Consider the following 16,912-nt stretch of genomic DNA (forward strand, 5'->3'; position numbering starts at 1 on the left):
ATCGCGCATTAGCGCGGCAGCAAATTCGTCTTCGCTAGATCGAGCACCTCGTCGCCGCGGCCGTTCATCACCGCGCGCAGCACCCAGAGGCTGAAACCCTTGATCTGCTCCGGCGTGATGGTCGGCGGCATCGACAGCTCCTGCTTGGCGGTGACGACGTCCAGCAACGCCGGTCCGTTGTGGGCCAGCATCTCCTTCATGGCATCCGGGAGTTCGCCGGGATCCTCGACGCGCTTGGCGAAAATACCCATCGCGCGCGCCATCGCGGCGAAATCGGGATTCTCCAGATCGACATTGGTGTCGACGAAGCCCGCCGCCTTCATCTCCAGCGCGACGAAGCCGAGCACGCCGTTGTTGAAGACGACGATCTTCACCGGCAGCTTCATCTGTGTCAGCGTAATTAGATCGCCCATCAGCATGGTGAAGCCACCGTCGCCGGAGAGCGAGATCACCTGCCGGCCAGGCTGCGCGGCCTGCGCGCCGATCGCCTGCGGCATCGCATTGGCCATCGAGCCGTGCACGAACGAGCCGATCAGCCGGCGGCGGCCGTTCATGTCGAGATAGCGCGCGGCCCACACTGTGGGCGTCCCGACATCGGCGGTGAACACGGCATCCTCGGACGCATGGTCGCTGATGACTTTCGCAAGATATTGCGGATGGATTGGCTTGGCTCCCGGGGTTCCCCTGGCAAGCGAGTCCAGGCCTTCGCGCGCTTTCCTGTAATGCGCGACTGCATCGTCGAGATGCTTGCGCTGCGTCTTCTTCCTCAACAGCGGCAGCAGCGCCTCGATGGTGAGCTTGACGTCGCCGACGAGGCCGAGATCGATCTTGCAGCGCCGCCCGAGATTTTCCGGACGAATGTCGATCTGCACGATCTGGCAGTCGGTCGGGAAGAACTGCTTGTAGGGGAAATCAGTGCCGAGCATCACCAGCGCGTCGCAGGCGTGCATGGCGGCATAGCCCGAGGAAAAACCGATGAAGCCGGTCATGCCGACGTCGTAGGGATTTTCGTATTCGACATGCTCCTTGCCGCCGAGCGCATGCACGATCGGGCTCTTCAGGGCTTCCGCAAGCTGCATCAGCGGCGCATGCGCGCCGGCGCAGCCGCGGCCGCAGAACAGGGTGATCCGCTCGGCGCCGTTCAGCAGTTCCGCGAGCGCCTTCAGCTCACACGCCTGCGGCACGACCTTCGGCGCCGACAGCGCAAGGCCGCGTGTCGTCGATAGCGCGCGCTTCGGGGGGCTACGGAAAGCGACGTCGCCCGGCATGGCGACGACGGCGACGCCGCGCAGACCCACGGCCGCGCGGATCGCATTCTCCAGCACATAAGGAAGCTGGCTCGGGTCCGAAACCAGCTCGCAATAATGGCTGCACTCGCGGAACAGGTTCTGCGGGTGAGTTTCCTGGAAATAGCCGCTGCCGATCTCGGCCATCGGGATCTGCGCGGCGATCGCCAGCACGGGCACGCGGCTGCGATGTGCATCGAACAGGCCGTTGATCAGATGCAGATTGCCCGGGCCGCAGGAACCGGCACACACCGCAAGGCTCCCGGTCATCTCGGTCTCGCCGGCAGCAGCGAAGGCCGCGACCTCCTCATGCCGGACATGGATCCATTCGATGGTGCCGCGGCGGCGCAGCGCCTCGGTGAGGGCGTTCAGGCTATCCCCGACGATGCCGTAGATGCGCTTGACGCCGGCCTGTTCGAGCGTTGCCACGAACAGATCGGCTACGTTGTTGATCGCCATGTCGGTCTCCTGATCTCGCGAGTGCGGCAAGATAGGATAAAGCGCGACCGTGACGGCATCACGGCTTGTTTATTGCGGGCTCAGTCTTTCGCAATCGCCCGATCGTAGGCCGCAATCGTCAACTTCGCGCGAGCGGCAACATCCGTTGCCGTCATGCCGGGCTTGTAGAGGTTGGAGCCGAGCCCGAACGCCGTCACGCCGCCCTTGATGTACTCCGCAAAATTCTGGTCTGAGACGCCGCCGACGGCGGCGATCATCACACCGGCCGGCAGCACGGCGCGGATCGCGGCGATGCCGGACGCGCCGAGCACGCTCGCCGGAAAGAACTTCAAGCCCGATGCGCCGGAGCGCGCCGCAAGCAGCGCCTCGGTCGGCGAGAACACGCCCGGCAGCGTCACCATGCCGTGCTGATGCGCGCGCGTGAGCACCTGCGTATCCACATTCGGCGACACCATGAGCTTGCCGCCGACATCGTTGAGACGATCGACATCCGCGGCGGTCAGCACCGTGCCGGCGCCGATCAACACGCCGGCCGGCGCCAGTTTCGCAGCGGTGGCGATCGAGCGGAATGGATCGGGCGAGTTCAGCGGGATCTCGATCGCGGTCATGCCGGCCTCGATCAGCACGCCGACGATGGCCTCGGTCTCCTCCGGTTTCACACCGCGCAGGATCGCGACCAACGGACGCTTCATCGGCGGAAAGGGAATGCTCATCTCAAGGGTCCTTCTATGTGGTCCAGATCGACGCAGCCGCCATCGACAGGCCGCGGCGGACCGCTTCATCCGCATCGACCGGCTGCACTGCGACCGACAGTGCCTCGAAGGCGTGCTGGTACAGCATCGCGAGCCGCCCCGAGGCAATCAGCGTGATGCCGGATTTCGGCACAGCGCCGGAGAGCCCGGCCGCCAGTTCGACACCGATCAACGTGCCCGACAGCGTCTCACGCGCTGCAGCCGGCGTGCCGCCGAACAGAAGCTGACGCGACCGCGCGCCGAACAGGAGATTGGCCGCGAAGGCAGGCGCCTTGAATGCAGCAATTACCGCCGCCTTGAAGCTCGTGACATCTTCGGCATCATCGGCGCCGGCGACCGCGAGCGACAGAATCGTCTCGCGCGAGACCACGCTGAAGAGTTCACCCGTCATGAACGTGGAAAAGCGCTCGACCGTGCCGTCGGTCACCCGCACCCATTTCGAATGCGTGCCGGGCATGCAGACGAGCGCCTCGCCTGCGGCATCGAGACCGAGCGCGCCGAGCAATTGCGTTTCCTCGCCGCGCATCACGTCAGGCGCGCCTGCATCGCGCTGGGCGATGCCGGGCAGGATGCGGATGTCGCGCGCTTCGCCCGGCACGCGCGCTGCCTGCTTCAGGACGGCAGAGAGTGGCGCCGGCGTGTCGACATAGCCCGCCTCGACCCATCCCGTGCGGGCGCCGGCCATGCCGCAGACGAGAACCGGCAGATGGCCCGGCGCATCGACGGCGGCAAGATGCGATTGCAGCACAGCAGCGAAGCCGGCCTTGGCCGCCGCCAGCATGCCCTCATCGCTGCGGCGCTCGGCCAGCACCTGACCGGTGCGATCGACCAGCCAGAGCCGAAAGCTGCTGGTGCCCCAGTCCACCGCGACATAAGCGGGTTCGGTCATCTCGAAACTGTCCTCGTCTCATCGACAAGACACCGTCTCGCGACAATGAGACGAGGCCTTGCAAATCCGCCCCGGGATATCGGCTATTGCCGCCACAAACCAGCGATTTCTCACCGGCCCGAGGGGCACTCCGCGCTGGCACACGGCTTGCTCAAGTGTCCCCGCTCACGTCCGTGAACCGCGCAACAAGACGCGTCAACATCAGATGAGGAAACCATGGAGATCGGGTATTTCACGATGCCTTCGCATCCGCCGGAGTGCGGCCTGAAGGAAGGAAACGACTGGGACCTGCAAGTCATGCGCTGGCTCGACGAGCTCGGCTATCTGGAGGCCTGGGTCGGCGAACACCACACCGCACCCTGGGAACCCAATCCCACGCCGGATCTCCTGATCGCGCAGGCGCTGATGCAGACCAAGCGCTTGCGCATCGGACCGGGCGGCTTCCTGCTGCCCTATCACCATCCGGCCGAGCTCGCCAACCGCGTCGCCATGCTCGACCATCTCTCCGAGGGCCGGCTCAATTTCGGCGTCGCGGCCAGTGGCCTGCCGAGCGACTGGGCGATGTTCAACGTCGACGGCATGAGCGGGCAGAACCGCGACATGACCCGCGAGGCGCTGGAGATCATCCTGAAGATGTGGAGCGATCCCGCGCCCTGGACCTACAAGGGCAAGTTCTGGACGGTGACCAAGCCGGACACGATGTTCGACTTCCTCAAGCCGCACATCAAGCCGCTGCAGGCGCCGCATCCGCCGATCGGCGTCGCCGGGCTCTCGAAGAACTCGGACACGCTGAAGCTTGCCGGCGAGCGCGGCTTCATTCCGATGAGCCTCAACCTCAATCCGGCCTATGTCGGCAGCCATTGGGACTCGGTCGTGGCGGGCGCCGCCAAGACCGGCCGCAAGCCGAACCGGCAGGACTGGCGGCTAGTGCGCGAGGTGTTCGTCGCCGACACCGACGAGGAGGCGTGGAAGCTCTCGACCGGCGACATGATGGGCCGGATGATGGGCGAGTACTTCCTGCCCCTGCTCGGCCATTTCGGCTTCAAGGACTATCTTAAGCACGCGCCGGACGTGCCCGACAGCGACGTGACGGTCGAATATTGCGCCAAGCGGAACTGGATCGTGGGCTCGCCCGCCACCGTCGCCGAGAAGATCGAGAAGATCTACGAGGAGGTCGGCGGCTTCGGCGTGCTGCTGGTGTTCGGCTTCGACTACAAGCACAAGGCGGAAGCCTGGCATCACTCGCTGTCCCTGCTGAAGAACGAGGTGCTACCGCGCCTGAAGCATCTCGGCTCCGCGCGCAAGGCGGCTTGACCGGAGGCGGGTGCGGCGCGATCGTGCCGCACCCGCAACATTTCGGAGATTTCGGCGTGAGCGTCGACGCAAAGGATTTCAAGCAGGCGATGCGCCAATGCGCCGGCGCCGTCGCGCTGGTCACGGTCGGCGCCGAGCACGGCAAACGCACGGGACTGACGGTGACGTCGGCCTGCTCGCTGTCGGACAATCCGCCGTCCCTGATCGTCTGCGTCAACCGCAACGCCAGCGCCCATGCGCGCATCCGCGAGGAAGGCGCGTTCGCCATCAACTTCCTGCACGAGGATCATGCGCTGCTGGCGCTGACCTTCAGCGGCCAGAAGGGCGTCAATGGCGACGACCGATTTGCGTTCGGGCAATGGACGCGCGGGACCACCGGCGCACCGGTACTGACCGACGCCGTCGCCGCCTTCGACTGCATGCTGGCGCAGGAGTTCGAGACCGCGACGCATTCGATCTTCGTCGGTGAAGTCCGCGGCGTGTCGTACGGGGCGGAAGCGACCCCGCTGATCTATCTCCGCAGCAGCTTCCACACGCCGCGCGAGATGCGCGGCACCGTGACGGTCGGCGACCTCGATTCGCGGCATCTGAGCTGGAGCGATTTCTCCTAAAGAACGGCGCCTACTGCGCCGCCTCGATCTTCATCGCTTTGATCTTGCGATACAGCGTGGCGCGGCTGAGCTTCAACGCACGCGCTGCCTCGGCGACCCGGCCGCCGTGCTTGCGCAGCGCCTCTGCGATCGTCGCGCGTTCGGCCGCTGCGAGATCGGGCTCCGCTGCTCTTCCGCCGAACGGCGGCAGATCGAGGTCGGCGTCGGTGATGACGCGATCCTCGGCCGTGCAGCCGGCGAGCCGCAACACGTGGCGGAGCTGGCGCATGTTGCCGGGATAGGGATAGGCCGAGAGCAGCGACCAGGCCTCGTCCGAGAGACGGCAGTCCGGCGCTTCCTCGCGCGCGATCTGCCGGATGATATCGTCGCGGTCGACACGTTCGCGCAACGCCGGGAGCCGCACCTCCATGCCGCGCAGACGGAAATAAAGGTCGGCGCGGAAGGCGCCCTCCTCCGCCATGCGGCCGAGATCGCGATGGGTGGCGCTGATCAGGCGGATGTCGACCGGCACGGGCTTGAGCGCACCGAGCGGCCAGACCTCGCGGTTCTCCAGCACGCGCAAGAGGCGCGTCTGCAGCGCGATCGGCATGTCACCGATCTCGTCGAGGAAAAGCGTGCCGCCGTCCGCCTGCACGATCAGGCCCTTCGAGCCGTCGCGCCGCGCGCCGGTGAAGGCGCCGGCCTCGTAGCCGAACAGCTCGGCATCGATCAGGCTTTCCGGCATCGCCGCGCAGTTCAGCGCCACATAGTTGTGGCGCGCGCGATTGCTGGCGGCGTGAATGGCGCGGGCGAACACGTCCTTGCCGACGCCGGTCTCGCCATGCAGCAGCACCGGCAGATTGTGATCGCCGATGCTCCGCAGCCGCTTCACGCTCTTGATCAGCTCGGGATCGCGACCGGCAAGCCGATGCAGCGCGTCGAAGCGATCGACAGCGACGTCACGATGCTGCGTGGACGGCCGTACCCGCAGCGGCGGCGCGACATGGCCGTGCCCCAGCGGACTGCCGTCGGCCCGGCGCAACGCGACGATTTCGTCCGCGTTACGTGCGGGGTGATCGAACTTGATGTAGCGTGACAGATCGATGCCGGCTGCGATCAGGCCGTCGGTGAGGCCCAGCAGAGCGCGCGCCGATCGGCAGGCCCCGACGATGCGGCGATCGTCGTCATAGGCGAGCAGACCGCTTCCGCCGTCGCCCGGCACGGTGGCGATCCAGGCGTTGCGGAAATGACCGCGGAAGATCACGCCCTCCATCCGCCGCGTCGCCTCCATCGTCACCGCGAGCGCGAGCTGGTGCGCGGCCCGCTCGAGATCCTCGCGGCAGGAGGTGATGTTGATGGCGCCGGCAAGACGTCCGGCCTGGTCGAACAGCGGCGCCACCGCACAGGAGAACATGTGCCACTGCGCACGAAAATGCTCGTCGCGATGCACCAGGATCGGCTTCTGCTCGGCAAGCGCCGTGCCGAGCCCGTTGGTCCCCTCAAAGGTTTCGGCAAAGTTCGAGCCGGTATAGATCTTCCAGTCCATGAACATCTTTGCGTCGGCCTCGCCCGGCAGACGGCTGAACAGCATGGTTGCGTTGACATCCGCCAGATTGACGCAATAGCCGGCGTCGCGCAGCACGCGGGCGAGGTCGTCGAGCTCGGGGGTAACGAGCCTGATCGTCTCCTCCATCGGCTCGGCAACATGCCGGACCTCCGCCTCGGTCAGCGTCTGCGGCGGGCCCTGGCGGGCGGGGTCCAGCTTGTGGCTGATCAGGCAGCGCCGCCATGAATCGGCAATGCGCGAAGAGGCATCGACGTCGGCCACCTGGTTGGCGACGGACAAGACACGGGCGACATGGTTCGAGGCCGAAAGGCTGGCCATCGCGGACGTCTCCACCCTGTATTATTGTGCAAAGTCTGGCACCACAGGCGGGGATGTCAATCGGGAACCGAAAACGCGGCTATTGCTGCACTGCGCTCACCACGTGTCGATGCAGGGCCGCTTCTTCTCCGTCCGCACGGGCGGCTTCGGCACAGACCTTAGCCCCGCCATGATCCAGCGCCGCGTTTCCGCGGGATCGATGACGTTGTCGATCTCGAACACCGAGGCGATCGAGACGGCCTTGCCGTTGGCATAGAGCTCGGCGACCTTGTTGCGATAATAGGTCTCGCGCTCGTCGGGATCGGCGATCGCTTCCATCTCCTTGCGGAAGCCGAGGCGGACATAGCCTTCGAGACCCATGCCGCCGAACTCGCCGGTCGGCCAGGCCGCGGTGAAGAACGAGGCGTGGAAGCCGCCGCCGATCATCGACTGCGCGCCCAGCCCGTAGCCCTTGCGCAGCACGATGCCGAACAGCGGCACGGTGAGGCTCGCGCCCGTGACGAACATGCGCGAGACGTGACGGACGATCGCGGTCTTCTCGGCCTCGGGGCCGACCATGAAGCCGGGCGTGTCGCAGAGCGAGACGATCGGCAGATCGAACGCGTCGCAGAGCTGGAGGAAGCGCGCCGCCTTGTCGCCGGCATCGGCATCGATCGCGCCGCCGAGATGACGTGGATTGTTGGCGATCAGGCCGAACGGCTTGCCCTCGATCCGGATCAGCGCGGTGATCATGCCGACGCCGTAGTCGCGGCGCAGCTCCAGCACGGAATCCTTGTCCGCGACGAGATCGATGACGCTGCGGATGTCGTAGACGCGCAGGCGGTTCTCGGGGATCGCGCGACGGAGCAGGCGCTGGTCTGCGGCGTGCCACTCTGTCACCGAGCCCTGGAAATAGGACAGGTATTTTTGCGCAGCGCGCGTCGCCTCCTCCTCGTCCTCGACGAGAATGTCGATGACGCCGTTCGGTGACTGGAACGAGACCGGGCCGACCTCCGCCGGATGATAGACGCCGAGGCCGCCGCCCTCGATCATGGCGGGGCCGCCCATGCCGATCGAGGCATTTTTCGTGGCGATGATCACGTCGCAGCAGCCGAGCATCGCGGCATTGCCGGCAAAGCAATAGCCGGAGACGATACCGATCACGGGCACGAGACCCGACAACCTCGCGAACTGCACGAAGGACGGACCGTCGAGGCCGGTCATGCCGAGCCGATCGGTATCGCCGGGCCGACCGCCGCCGCCCTCGGCGTAGAACACCAGCGGCACGTGCCAGTCTTCCGCGAGCGTCAGCATGCGGTCGATCTTCTTGTGGTTCATGTGGCCCTGCGTGCCCGCGAGCACGGTATAGTCATAGGCCACGACGATGCAGCGCCCGCCGTCGGGACCGAACTTCTCCGCGTTGACGGTCGCGACGCCCATCACGAGACCGTCGGCCGGGGTGTTCTTGACGAGATCGTCGAGCTTGCGTCGGCGCCGCTGCGCCGCGATCGCGAGGCTGCCATACTCCATGAATGAGCCGTCGTCGACGAGCTGGGCGACGTTTTCGCGCGCGGTGCGCTGGTTGGTGTTGCGGCGGCGCTCGACCGAGGCCGGGCGGTTCTCGTCGAGCGTGTTGGCCTGGCGCGCGATCATCTCGGCGAGATCGGGACGGATGTGATCCAGATCGATGTCGGCTTCCGCCGCTGACTGATCAGCTGCGACGTCGAGCGGCTCGAGGTAGAGGATCGGCTCGCCGTGCAGCAGCGTGACGCCGTCGCCGGCGACGAGCTTCATGACGCGGCCGCCCTGCTCCGCCATGACCAGATGTTCCATCTTCATGGACTCGATCACCGCGAGCTGCTGGCCCGGGCGCACGATCTCGCCTTCCTTCACCTGGATGGTGACGACGGTGCCTTGCAGGGGTGCGGCAATCATCACCGCGCCTTCGGGCACCGCTTGTGCGACGTGAGCTTCGGTGCCGTGACCGCCGCTTCGTTCGGTCGGGGCGAAGAAGAGCGGTTTGGCCGCGCCATCGGCCGCCTCGACCAGCTTTGCAATGTTGCGATCGATGAAATCGGTCGCGATGCGGTTGGTCCTGAAATCTGGATGCGCGAGCACCGCCTGGAGGAAGGCGATGTTGGTGACGACGCCGTCGATCCGGAACTCGCGCAAGGCGCGCGAGGCTTTGGCCACGACGTCATGCCAGGCCTCGCCCGGCGTATGCACGATGACCTTGGCCAGCAGCGAGTCGAAGGCAGCACTGGTCTTGTAGCCGGCGTAGCCAAAGCTATCGACACGGACGCCCGGCCCCGACGGCGGTTCGAACACGGCCAGCACGCCGCCGGTCGGATGGGTCGCACCCGTCTCATCCAGCGTTTCCATGTTGACGCGGAGCTGCATCGCAAAGCCGCGCGGCTTCGGGATGGACCCCTGCGCCAGGCCGAGCGAGGCCAGCGTTGCGCCGGCGGCAACCGCAAGCTGGGCGCGGACGAGGTCGAGCCCGAGCACCTCTTCGGTGACGGTGTGCTCGACCTGGAGCCGTGGATTGGCCTCGATGAAGGCAAAGCTGTCGTCAGCGGCGCCGTCGACCAGGAACTCGAACGTGCCGAGATTGTCGTAGGACGCGGCCGCGGCAAGCTGCTTCGCTGCCTCGATGATGCGTCCGCGCAGGGAATCGCTCAGCGACGGGCTCGGTGCCACCTCGATCAGCTTCTGGTGCCGGCGCTGAATGGTGCATTCGCGTTCCCAGAGATGAGAGATCGCGCCATGGCGATCGCCGATGATCTGCACCTCGATATGGCGCGCCTGCCGGATCAGGCGCTCGGCATAGACGCCGTCGAAGCCGAATGCCGCCTTGGCCTCGGACCGGCAGCGCGCATAGGCCTCAGCGAGATCGGCGGCGCTCTCCACCACGCGCATGCCGCGGCCGCCGCCGCCGGCCATCGCCTTGATCACGATCGCCGCGTTGCTGCCGAGCGAGGTGAAGAACGCCGCGATGTCCTCCAGCGAGGAAGGGCCGCTGGTGCCGGCGATGATCGGCACACCGCAGCGCTTTGCCAGTTGCCGTGCCGCAACCTTGTCGCCGAACAGTTCGAGCGCCGCGGCTTTCGGTCCGACGAAGGCGATGCCTGCGTCGGCGCAGGCCTTTGCGAACGCAGCGTTCTCACTGAGGAACCCGTAGCCGGGATGCACGGCGTTGCAGCCGGATGCCATTGCCGCCTTGACCACGGCCTCGATGTCGAGATAGGCCCGCGCGCCGCGGCCGGGGATTTCGACCGCTTCATCCGCAACGCGCACATGCAGCGACAGCGCATCATCCGCGGGGTGAACCGCGACCGTCGCGATGCCGGCATCGGCTGCCGCACGCGCGATGCGGATGGCGATCTCGCCGCGATTGGCGATCAGGAGTTTTTTGAACGACATGCAGCGTCTCCATGCCCGCGAGCCGGGGCGCGGGTCGACAGGCCCGATAGTTCTGCTTCGTCACTTTAGCCGAGGCCGTCAAGGGCAAGAACGCCGGCCACGATGACCGCTCCCGTCGGCCGGAATATCAATCGGCCGCGCGCGAGGTGATGAGGCGAATAATCCGCGCCACGGCACACGGGATCGGCGCGACGACGGGGACATTGAACATCGGCTGAAGCTGGCGCGCGGCTTCGCCCAGCGGCCCGCCGCCGATGACGACCGCCCCGGCACCATCGAGGGCGATGCAGGCCTCGACCGCGCCGGCAAGGGCTGCGCGTAGCCGCGCCGGATCGCGCATCAGCTCTTGCGGATCGCCGTCGGCGAAACGGGCGCCGGTGTAGCGCGCTTGCAATCCCAGCGCGTCCGGCAAGGCGTCGATCTTCGCCCTGAGCATTGGCGTCGTGGTCGCCACACCGAAGCGGCGGCCGTTCTCGGCGGCTGCCAGCATCGAGGACTCGCCGATGCCGACCGCCGGCAGCTTCACGCTGGCCTTGATCCCGGCCAGGCCGGGATCGCCGAACGCCGCGACGATGATGCCGTCGCATGCGTGCCGATGTGCCTGCGCGATCTCCAAGACTTCAGGCGCAGCCGCGTCCAGCGCATCCGGCGTCACGATCATCGACGACGCCCGCGTTGCCGTGGCGCCGACGACGTCGAAACCGTCCGCGGCGGCGGACGTCGCAATGGCGACCATCATCGCTGTGGTCGCCTCGGTGCTGTTTGGATTGATCAGGAGGACGCGCGCGCGCCCACGGAGGTGTTGGCCCATCCCCCTGCTATACTAGGCCGCCCGCACTCCCGCAACGAAGGTGCTGACCTCGTTTTCCAGCGATTGCAGCTTCTGCGACAGCCGGCCGCTGGACTGCAGAACGAGGCCGGCGACCTGGCCGGTTTCCGCAGTGGCGTCGGTGACGCCCGAGATGTTCTGCGAGACCTGATCGGTGCCGGCGGCCGCCTCCTGCACGCTATGGGCGATCGCCTGCGTCGCGGCGCCCTGCTCCTCGACCGCGGCCGCGATCGACGAGGAGATCTCGTTGACCTCCATGATGGTCTTGCGAATGCTCTCGATGTTGCCGACAACCTGATTGGTTTCGGCCTGGATCGCGGTGATCTGCGCACCGATCTCGTCGGTCGCCTTTGCGGTCTGGCTCGCCAGCGACTTGACCTCGCTCGCGACCACGGCAAATCCCCTGCCGGACTCGCCCGCACGTGCCGCCTCGATGGTGGCGTTGAGCGCGAGCAGATTGGTCTGCGAGGCGATCTGGTTGATGAGGTCGATGACCTCGCCGATCTTGTGCGCGGCCGCGGCCAGCCCCTGCACGGTATCATTGGTGCGCTGACCGTCGGCGGCGGCCTTGTCGGCCACGCTCGCAGCCTGTGCGACGCGCTGGCTGATCTCGGTGATCGAGGACGACAGCTGCCCCGCGGCGGAGGCCACCGTCTGCACGTTGCTCGAGGCCTGCTGGCAGGCGGTGGCGACGATGCTCGCGCGATCGGTCGCCTTGTTCGCGGTCTCCGACATGCCCTGCGCGGCCTGCTGCATTGCGCGCGCTTCGTTGAAGACCTCGCGGACGACGGCCTGAACGCTCGCCTCGAACTTGCCGGCAAGGTCGGTCATGGCCTTGCGCTTCTCCTCGTCGGCCCTCTGCTTCAGTTCCTGCTGCTCGGCATGCATCCGCCCCACCGCCGTCGCATTGTCCTTGAACACGGCGAGCGCCTTGGCGAGCCCGCCGACCTCGTCGCCGCGGCCGGTGTAGGGCACTTCGAACGCGCCGTCGCCCGCCGCGAGGCGCTCGGTCAGCGCGGTGATCCTGGCCAGCGGCCGGGTGACGCTGCGGCCGATCACGAAGGAGGCGCCGAGCACGAGCGCCAACACCACGAGGCACACCAACGCGAAAGTCATCGCATCCTGACGGAAGACGGCATCGACGTCGTCGAGATAGATGCCGGTGCCGATGATCCAGCCCCAGGGCGCAAAGCCCTTCACATAGGAGATTTTCCCGACCGGCTGGTCGAAGCCGGGCTTCGGCCAGAGGTAGCTGTAGAAGCCCGCACCCTGCTTGTTGACGACGTCAACGAAGCCCGAGAACAGCCGGTTGCCCGTCGGGTCCTTCATGTCCGAGAGATCCTTGCCGTCAAGCTCGGGCTTGATTGGGTGCATGATCATCTTCGCGGCCATGTCGTTGAGCCAGAAATACTCGACCTTGTCGTAGCGCAGGCTTTTGATCTCCGCGATGGCGGCGGCCTGGGCCTTCTCGCGCGGGAGTTTGCCCTCGCTCTCGAGCTTCTGGTAATGCGCCAGGATGCCGTAGCCGACATCGACCATATGCTGGGTCTTGGCCTGGCGGTCGGCGATCATCTGTGCGCGCAGGGTCGAGAGCGCGATCGGCGCGAGCGCGACCATGCCAAGGAGGCTGATGCCGACGATCAGGACCAGCTTGAAACTGATGCGGGAGAAAAACATCGATGCTCGCAGAATTGGAAGGGTGATATGCAAGTTTATCCCACGCCCCTTAGCAAAGCTTTAAGCATTCGGGTTCCCGGCCTCCGCAAATTGCGGCGGGGATGCTGCCGTCCTACTGCGCACGGCGCCATAGGCTCGCGAAGCCGGATGCATCCGAGATGCGAGTTCTTCAAAACTAGAAGAGCTCGATATCGCCCCTCCGGGCGTTGACTTGCAGGAGGCTCTGGCGGAACGATCGGCGCAGATCATCAGCGCCAGCTGTGGCGTGAGCGCAGCCGGAGGCCAGAGGCTCAATGCATCAATCGACATCGACAGGGTCCCTCGACCTTCCCGCGCTCGGCGCGGCGGAGCGGCTCTTCATCTGGGGATTTCGGGCCAAGGCCTGCGGCGGAAGCGCCGTTCCGACCGCGACCGACATCCAGCAAGTGTACGACCACTTTCGCGTGGGCGATGCCGTGCCCTCGCTGGAATCGATCATCGAGATCTTTGCCTGCACGGCGCATACGGCCATCGAGGTGCATTGCCCGACTTGTCCGCGCATGTCCGACAGCGAGCACGGACTGTTGCGGGCGATCGCCGCGGCACAGCAGCAGCGTGTCGACGTCGCGCGCGAGCAGTTCGAGTCCTGGCTGCCGCCGGTCGGCGCCGACTGGGCTCTCGCGCCTGTGCGCGGGCTTGCAACGATCTTCCGCATGGCGGGTCTCATCCTTCCCGACCGGCACGTTCCGTCTTTCGATCATGAGCGGACGATGGCGATGAAGAACTGGCTGGTCGGCAGCCCCACGTTGCACTGACAAGGGCGTTCATGATGCAGGATGCATGCGGCCTTGTGCCTGTCACGGAAGCCGGCCAGCCGCGGCACTGTCCGCTCCAGACCGCACTGTCGTCGCGTCCATGCGTCGAGAACTACGATGATTTTTGCCGCATCGCGCTGTCGCTGCTCCGGTTCATCGGCGCGGCCTATGCGACCGGCGCTTCCGACTGCTGGGAGGCTGCCTATCGCTTCGCCGACGAGGCGCCTGATATCGCCGACAGCCCGCTGCTGGTGGCGCGGGCTGCCGCGCTGGTACGAATCCTGCGCAGCGGCCGGCCGTGCGAGCTGTGCTTCATGCCGCCGTCGTGCCGGCGCCTGTCGAAGGACGAGGCGGAGTTGATGCGGCTGTTGGCGGTCGCGCGCAGCAGGCAGCCTGGCGAGCTCAAGTCCGTGGTCTGCCAGTTCGTCGGCAACGAGAACGAGATTGCAACGACGCAGGCCTTCGACGCGCTTGCCTGCTGCTGATGCTTCGATGGGTTCTACTCGCATCCAGATCCGTCTTGCGACCTAGCGGGCCTTCTTGTCGAGCATCAGGTCGATCGTGTGGGCGGCGATCTTGCGCAGCTGAGCTTCGTCGCCGAAGGCACGTTCGATCACGGCGAGACCGCGCGTCACGGTGATGATGTGCAGCGCTGCTGCCGCGGGATTGCCGCTGAACTCGCCGCGCACGGCGCCCGCCGACAACGCGTCCTGAACCAGGGTGGTAATGCGCGAGATCAGGCTGGCGAAAGCCTCGCGCGCGTCCTCGTCGAGCCCCTCGCCTTCGACCGCGCCGAGCTCCATCAAGCCGCGCGTGGTCGGACACCCCCGCGGCGGCGAGCCCGAGCGGAAGTTCGTGATGGTGAGGTCGAAGAACGCGGCGAGGCGCCTTCGCAACGAGCCCGCGCCTAGCGCCTTTTGCAGAGCCAGGAGATATTCGCCGGCATAGCGTTCATAGGCCTGGAGGAACAGCGCCTCCTTGCTGCCGAAGGCATTGTAAAGGCTGCCGCGCTGAACACCGGCGTCGCGGGCGATGTCCGACAGCGACGTGCCGCGCACGCCCTTGCGCCAGAACTGGTCGAACGCGATGCGCAGGACATCGTCGTGGTCGAATTCGCGCGGCCTCAACGTTTGCTCCACTGTCCGGCAATGCCGGGCTTTCACCATATTTGACACGATGTCAAAAACATGGTTTCTGGACATCGTGTCAAAAATCAATCGGGATTGATAGCCCGTTTTGTCGATGGGCCGAACCGCCGGCACGGACCATGCGTCCGGCCGGTCGGGCCCGCATGCAAAGGGATCAGCTCATGCCTCTCCTCCACATCTCGATGCGCGCGGGGAAGCCGGACGCCTACCGGCAGGCGATCCTCGACGGTCTCTATCGCGCCATGCGCGAGGCGCTGAATGTGCCCGAAGGCGACGAGTTCATGACCATCAGCGAGCTTGCGCCGGCAAACTTTCGCTGCGGCAACGCCTACGGCGTCGAGCGCAGCGACGACGCCGTGCTGATCCAGATCACCATGTTCGCCACACGCACCGCCGAGCAGAAGAAGGCCCTGTACCGGCGGATCGCCGAGCTGCTCGGCGAGAGCCCGGGCATCCGGCCCGAGGACGTGTTCGTGAACGTGCTCGACGCGCCGGCGGAGAACTGGTCCGTCGGCCACGGCCTCGCGCAATTTGCGTGAGTTTGCCGGGCCTCCGAACATCCTCTTGAGAATTGCCGGCCGGCAGGGTCTGATAGGCCGCGGAGTAGACCTCCGCCGAGCCGAACCCGGGACCTGAACGGCATGACCATGTCGGTCGAGCAATTGTGGAGTGCGCGGGGAACCATCCGTCGCGCGCTTCGATCTACCCAACGCGCGAAGCTTTGCCACCGCGTTCTGCAAGATCTGCAGCAGCCCGATGCCGCATTTGACCCGCAGCGGGCGCGAAGCGATCATCCACGCCGGCGCGTTCGACGAGCCGCTTGGTGCGACACCCGACCGGCATGTGCAGTGGACCTCGCGCGCGGAGTGGTACGTGCACGGCGATGCGCTGCCGGTCGAGGGTTGAAGCGTCGCGCGATTTGACCGGGCACATCGGCAATGGCGTGAACTGCGCTACTCATTCCGCAACGCACGCCGCCATAATCTCGTCGAGCTCCGCCTTCGGGAGCACACCAAGCTCGGCGATGAAGACGATCCGCGCGCGCGGCACGCCCGGCGTCGGCGCCTCGCCCGGAGCGAGCGTCGCGCGGCCGGCGGCGAATTGAAACACCATCTGGCGTCCGGGCTGCTCGACCGTCTCAAGCAAGCCTTTTGCGCGGGCGAGTTTTGGAGCAAGGCGGCCGATGGCCTGCTGCAGGCGAGGCAGCGAGAGCGGCTGGTCCGAGGTCCAGCTCAATGTCTCGAAGCGCTCCTCTGCCGGCCGCCGCGGTCCCGGCTCGCGTAACGCGGGCGTACGATCGGCGATCGCGGGGAACAGCAGCGCGGACGGAATCTCGCCGTGCTTCGCATCGACCACCACGGCAGGGACGCGCTGCGCGCGAATGGCCTCGCGCATCCGCCCAGCCGCACCCCCGCCCGCCAGATCCAGCTTGCTCAATGCCACGATATCGGCGACTCGCAATTGCGAGCGCTGGAGCGCATCGTCGAGGGCAGCCGTCGGCGTCGCTGCATCCATCACGCACAGCACCGTCTCCAGCGGCGCCTCGCGCAGGATCACGGGATCCATCAGATTGCGGACGATGTCGGCGGGATCGGCGACGCCGCTGGTCTCGATAACGATATAGTCCGGCTTCGGATCGCGGCGCAGCAGCGTCGAGAGCGTGCGCAAGAGATCGCCTTCGAGCGAGCAGCAGATGCAGCCATTGGCGAGACTGACCACGCCGTCGCTGGCGCCCGCGATCAGCTCCGCATCGATGTTGATCGCGCCAAAATCGTTGACGATTGCGGCGATCCGCCGTCCCTCCGCGTGCGCCAGCAGATGGTTGACGACCGTGGTCTTGCCCGCCCCCAGAAAGCCCGTGACCAGGAGAACGGGGACCGGCATGGG

15 protein-coding genes are annotated in these 16,912 nt (G+C 66.3%); 6 read left to right on the plus strand and 9 right to left on the minus strand.

Annotation, left to right across the window (positions count from 1 at the left end; translation table 11 throughout):
• Nucleotides 1-8: 8 nt before the first annotated feature.
• From poxB to NR187_RS15315, 3 genes are all read right to left on the minus strand, one after another.
• Complete coding sequence (gene poxB, locus NR187_RS15305; protein WP_256806970.1) at nt 9-1,745, minus strand: ubiquinone-dependent pyruvate dehydrogenase; 1,737 nt, start codon at nt 1,743-1,745, stop codon at nt 9-11.
• Between the two features lie 80 nt (nt 1,746-1,825).
• Nucleotides 1,826-2,458: a 2-dehydro-3-deoxy-6-phosphogalactonate aldolase gene (locus tag NR187_RS15310; RefSeq protein ID WP_256806971.1), complete on the minus strand. Its 633-nt coding sequence runs from the start codon at nt 2,456-2,458 to the stop codon at nt 1,826-1,828.
• A gap of 13 nt (nt 2,459-2,471) precedes the next feature.
• Nucleotides 2,472-3,386 carry a 2-dehydro-3-deoxygalactonokinase gene (locus tag NR187_RS15315; RefSeq protein WP_256806973.1) on the minus strand — a complete coding sequence of 305 codons (915 nt, stop codon included), beginning with the start codon at nt 3,384-3,386 and terminating at the stop codon, nt 2,472-2,474.
• Nucleotides 3,387-3,602: 216 nt separating this feature from the next.
• Here NR187_RS15315 and NR187_RS15320 point away from each other — a divergent pair, with 216 nt between their 5' ends.
• Nucleotides 3,603-4,700 (plus strand): LLM class flavin-dependent oxidoreductase, encoded by a 1,098-nt coding sequence (locus NR187_RS15320; RefSeq protein WP_211381651.1) that lies wholly within the window; start codon nt 3,603-3,605, stop codon nt 4,698-4,700.
• A gap of 56 nt (nt 4,701-4,756) precedes the next feature.
• Entirely contained in the window at nt 4,757-5,311 is a 555-nt protein-coding gene (locus tag NR187_RS15325; protein ID WP_211381650.1) for a flavin reductase family protein, read from the plus strand.
• Nucleotides 5,312-5,321: 10 nt separating this feature from the next.
• Here NR187_RS15325 and NR187_RS15330 read toward each other — a convergent pair whose 3' ends face one another.
• The 4 genes from NR187_RS15330 to NR187_RS15345 form a co-directional block, all read right to left on the minus strand.
• Nucleotides 5,322-7,175, minus strand: coding sequence for a sigma-54-dependent Fis family transcriptional regulator (locus tag NR187_RS15330; protein WP_211381649.1), 1,854 nt, complete (start codon nt 7,173-7,175; stop codon nt 5,322-5,324).
• Between the two features lie 96 nt (nt 7,176-7,271).
• Complete coding sequence (locus NR187_RS15335) at nt 7,272-10,577, minus strand: carboxyl transferase domain-containing protein (protein WP_256806974.1); 3,306 nt, start codon at nt 10,575-10,577, stop codon at nt 7,272-7,274.
• Between the two features lie 127 nt (nt 10,578-10,704).
• Nucleotides 10,705-11,388, minus strand: coding sequence for an aspartate/glutamate racemase family protein (locus NR187_RS15340; RefSeq protein ID WP_256806975.1), 684 nt, complete (start codon nt 11,386-11,388; stop codon nt 10,705-10,707).
• Between the two features lie 12 nt (nt 11,389-11,400).
• Nucleotides 11,401-13,083, minus strand: a complete 1,683-nt coding sequence (locus NR187_RS15345) for a methyl-accepting chemotaxis protein (protein WP_211381646.1) — start codon at nt 13,081-13,083, stop codon at nt 11,401-11,403.
• Between the two features lie 293 nt (nt 13,084-13,376).
• On the opposite strand from NR187_RS15345, the gene NR187_RS15350 reads away from it, so the two are divergent.
• Entirely contained in the window at nt 13,377-13,877 is a 501-nt protein-coding gene (locus tag NR187_RS15350; RefSeq protein WP_256806976.1) for a hypothetical protein, read from the plus strand.
• A gap of 11 nt (nt 13,878-13,888) precedes the next feature.
• Complete coding sequence (locus NR187_RS15355) at nt 13,889-14,362, plus strand: hypothetical protein (protein WP_256806977.1); 474 nt, start codon at nt 13,889-13,891, stop codon at nt 14,360-14,362.
• A gap of 42 nt (nt 14,363-14,404) precedes the next feature.
• On the opposite strand, the gene NR187_RS15360 is transcribed toward NR187_RS15355, so the two are convergent.
• Nucleotides 14,405-15,004 carry a TetR/AcrR family transcriptional regulator gene (locus NR187_RS15360; protein ID WP_211381643.1) on the minus strand — a complete coding sequence of 200 codons (600 nt, stop codon included), beginning with the start codon at nt 15,002-15,004 and terminating at the stop codon, nt 14,405-14,407.
• Between the two features lie 182 nt (nt 15,005-15,186).
• Here NR187_RS15360 and NR187_RS15365 point away from each other — a divergent pair, with 182 nt between their 5' ends.
• Both NR187_RS15365 and NR187_RS15370 read left to right on the plus strand, forming a co-directional pair.
• Complete coding sequence (locus NR187_RS15365) at nt 15,187-15,564, plus strand: tautomerase family protein (protein ID WP_256806978.1); 378 nt, start codon at nt 15,187-15,189, stop codon at nt 15,562-15,564.
• Between the two features lie 217 nt (nt 15,565-15,781).
• Entirely contained in the window at nt 15,782-15,931 is a 150-nt protein-coding gene (locus NR187_RS15370) for a hypothetical protein (RefSeq protein ID WP_249128814.1), read from the plus strand.
• A 51-nt stretch (nt 15,932-15,982) separates the two neighbouring features.
• On the opposite strand, the gene NR187_RS15375 is transcribed toward NR187_RS15370, so the two are convergent.
• The gene (locus tag NR187_RS15375; RefSeq protein ID WP_211381640.1) at nt 15,983-16,909 is read right to left on the minus strand and encodes a GTP-binding protein; all 927 of its coding nucleotides are present in this window, start codon (nt 16,907-16,909) and stop codon (nt 15,983-15,985) included.
• Nucleotides 16,910-16,912 lie beyond the last annotated feature (3 nt).

Origin of the sequence: Bradyrhizobium sp. Bra64 (genome assembly GCF_024519875.1) — a bacterium.
GTDB lineage: Bacteria > Pseudomonadota > Alphaproteobacteria > Rhizobiales > Xanthobacteraceae > Bradyrhizobium > Bradyrhizobium japonicum_G.

Coding starts and splice junctions, on each gene's coding strand:
- poxB (WP_256806970.1), bottom strand. CDS start 1,745: ATGGCGATCAACAACGTAGCCGATCTGTTCGTGGCAACGCTCGAACAG.
- NR187_RS15310 (WP_256806971.1), bottom strand. CDS start 2,458: ATGAGCATTCCCTTTCCGCCGATGAAGCGTCCGTTGGTCGCGATCCTG.
- NR187_RS15315 (WP_256806973.1), bottom strand. CDS start 3,386: ATGACCGAACCCGCTTATGTCGCGGTGGACTGGGGCACCAGCAGCTTT.
- NR187_RS15320 (WP_211381651.1), top strand. CDS start 3,603: ATGGAGATCGGGTATTTCACGATGCCTTCGCATCCGCCGGAGTGCGGC.
- NR187_RS15330 (WP_211381649.1), bottom strand. CDS start 7,175: ATGGCCAGCCTTTCGGCCTCGAACCATGTCGCCCGTGTCTTGTCCGTC.
- NR187_RS15335 (WP_256806974.1), bottom strand. CDS start 10,577: ATGTCGTTCAAAAAACTCCTGATCGCCAATCGCGGCGAGATCGCCATC.
- NR187_RS15340 (WP_256806975.1), bottom strand. CDS start 11,388: ATGGGCCAACACCTCCGTGGGCGCGCGCGCGTCCTCCTGATCAATCCA.
- NR187_RS15345 (WP_211381646.1), bottom strand. CDS start 13,083: ATGTTTTTCTCCCGCATCAGTTTCAAGCTGGTCCTGATCGTCGGCATC.
- NR187_RS15350 (WP_256806976.1), top strand. CDS start 13,377: ATGCATCAATCGACATCGACAGGGTCCCTCGACCTTCCCGCGCTCGGC.
- NR187_RS15355 (WP_256806977.1), top strand. CDS start 13,889: ATGATGCAGGATGCATGCGGCCTTGTGCCTGTCACGGAAGCCGGCCAG.
- NR187_RS15365 (WP_256806978.1), top strand. CDS start 15,187: ATGCCTCTCCTCCACATCTCGATGCGCGCGGGGAAGCCGGACGCCTAC.
- NR187_RS15370 (WP_249128814.1), top strand. CDS start 15,782: ATGCCGCATTTGACCCGCAGCGGGCGCGAAGCGATCATCCACGCCGGC.
- NR187_RS15375 (WP_211381640.1), bottom strand. CDS start 16,909: ATGCCGGTCCCCGTTCTCCTGGTCACGGGCTTTCTGGGGGCGGGCAAG.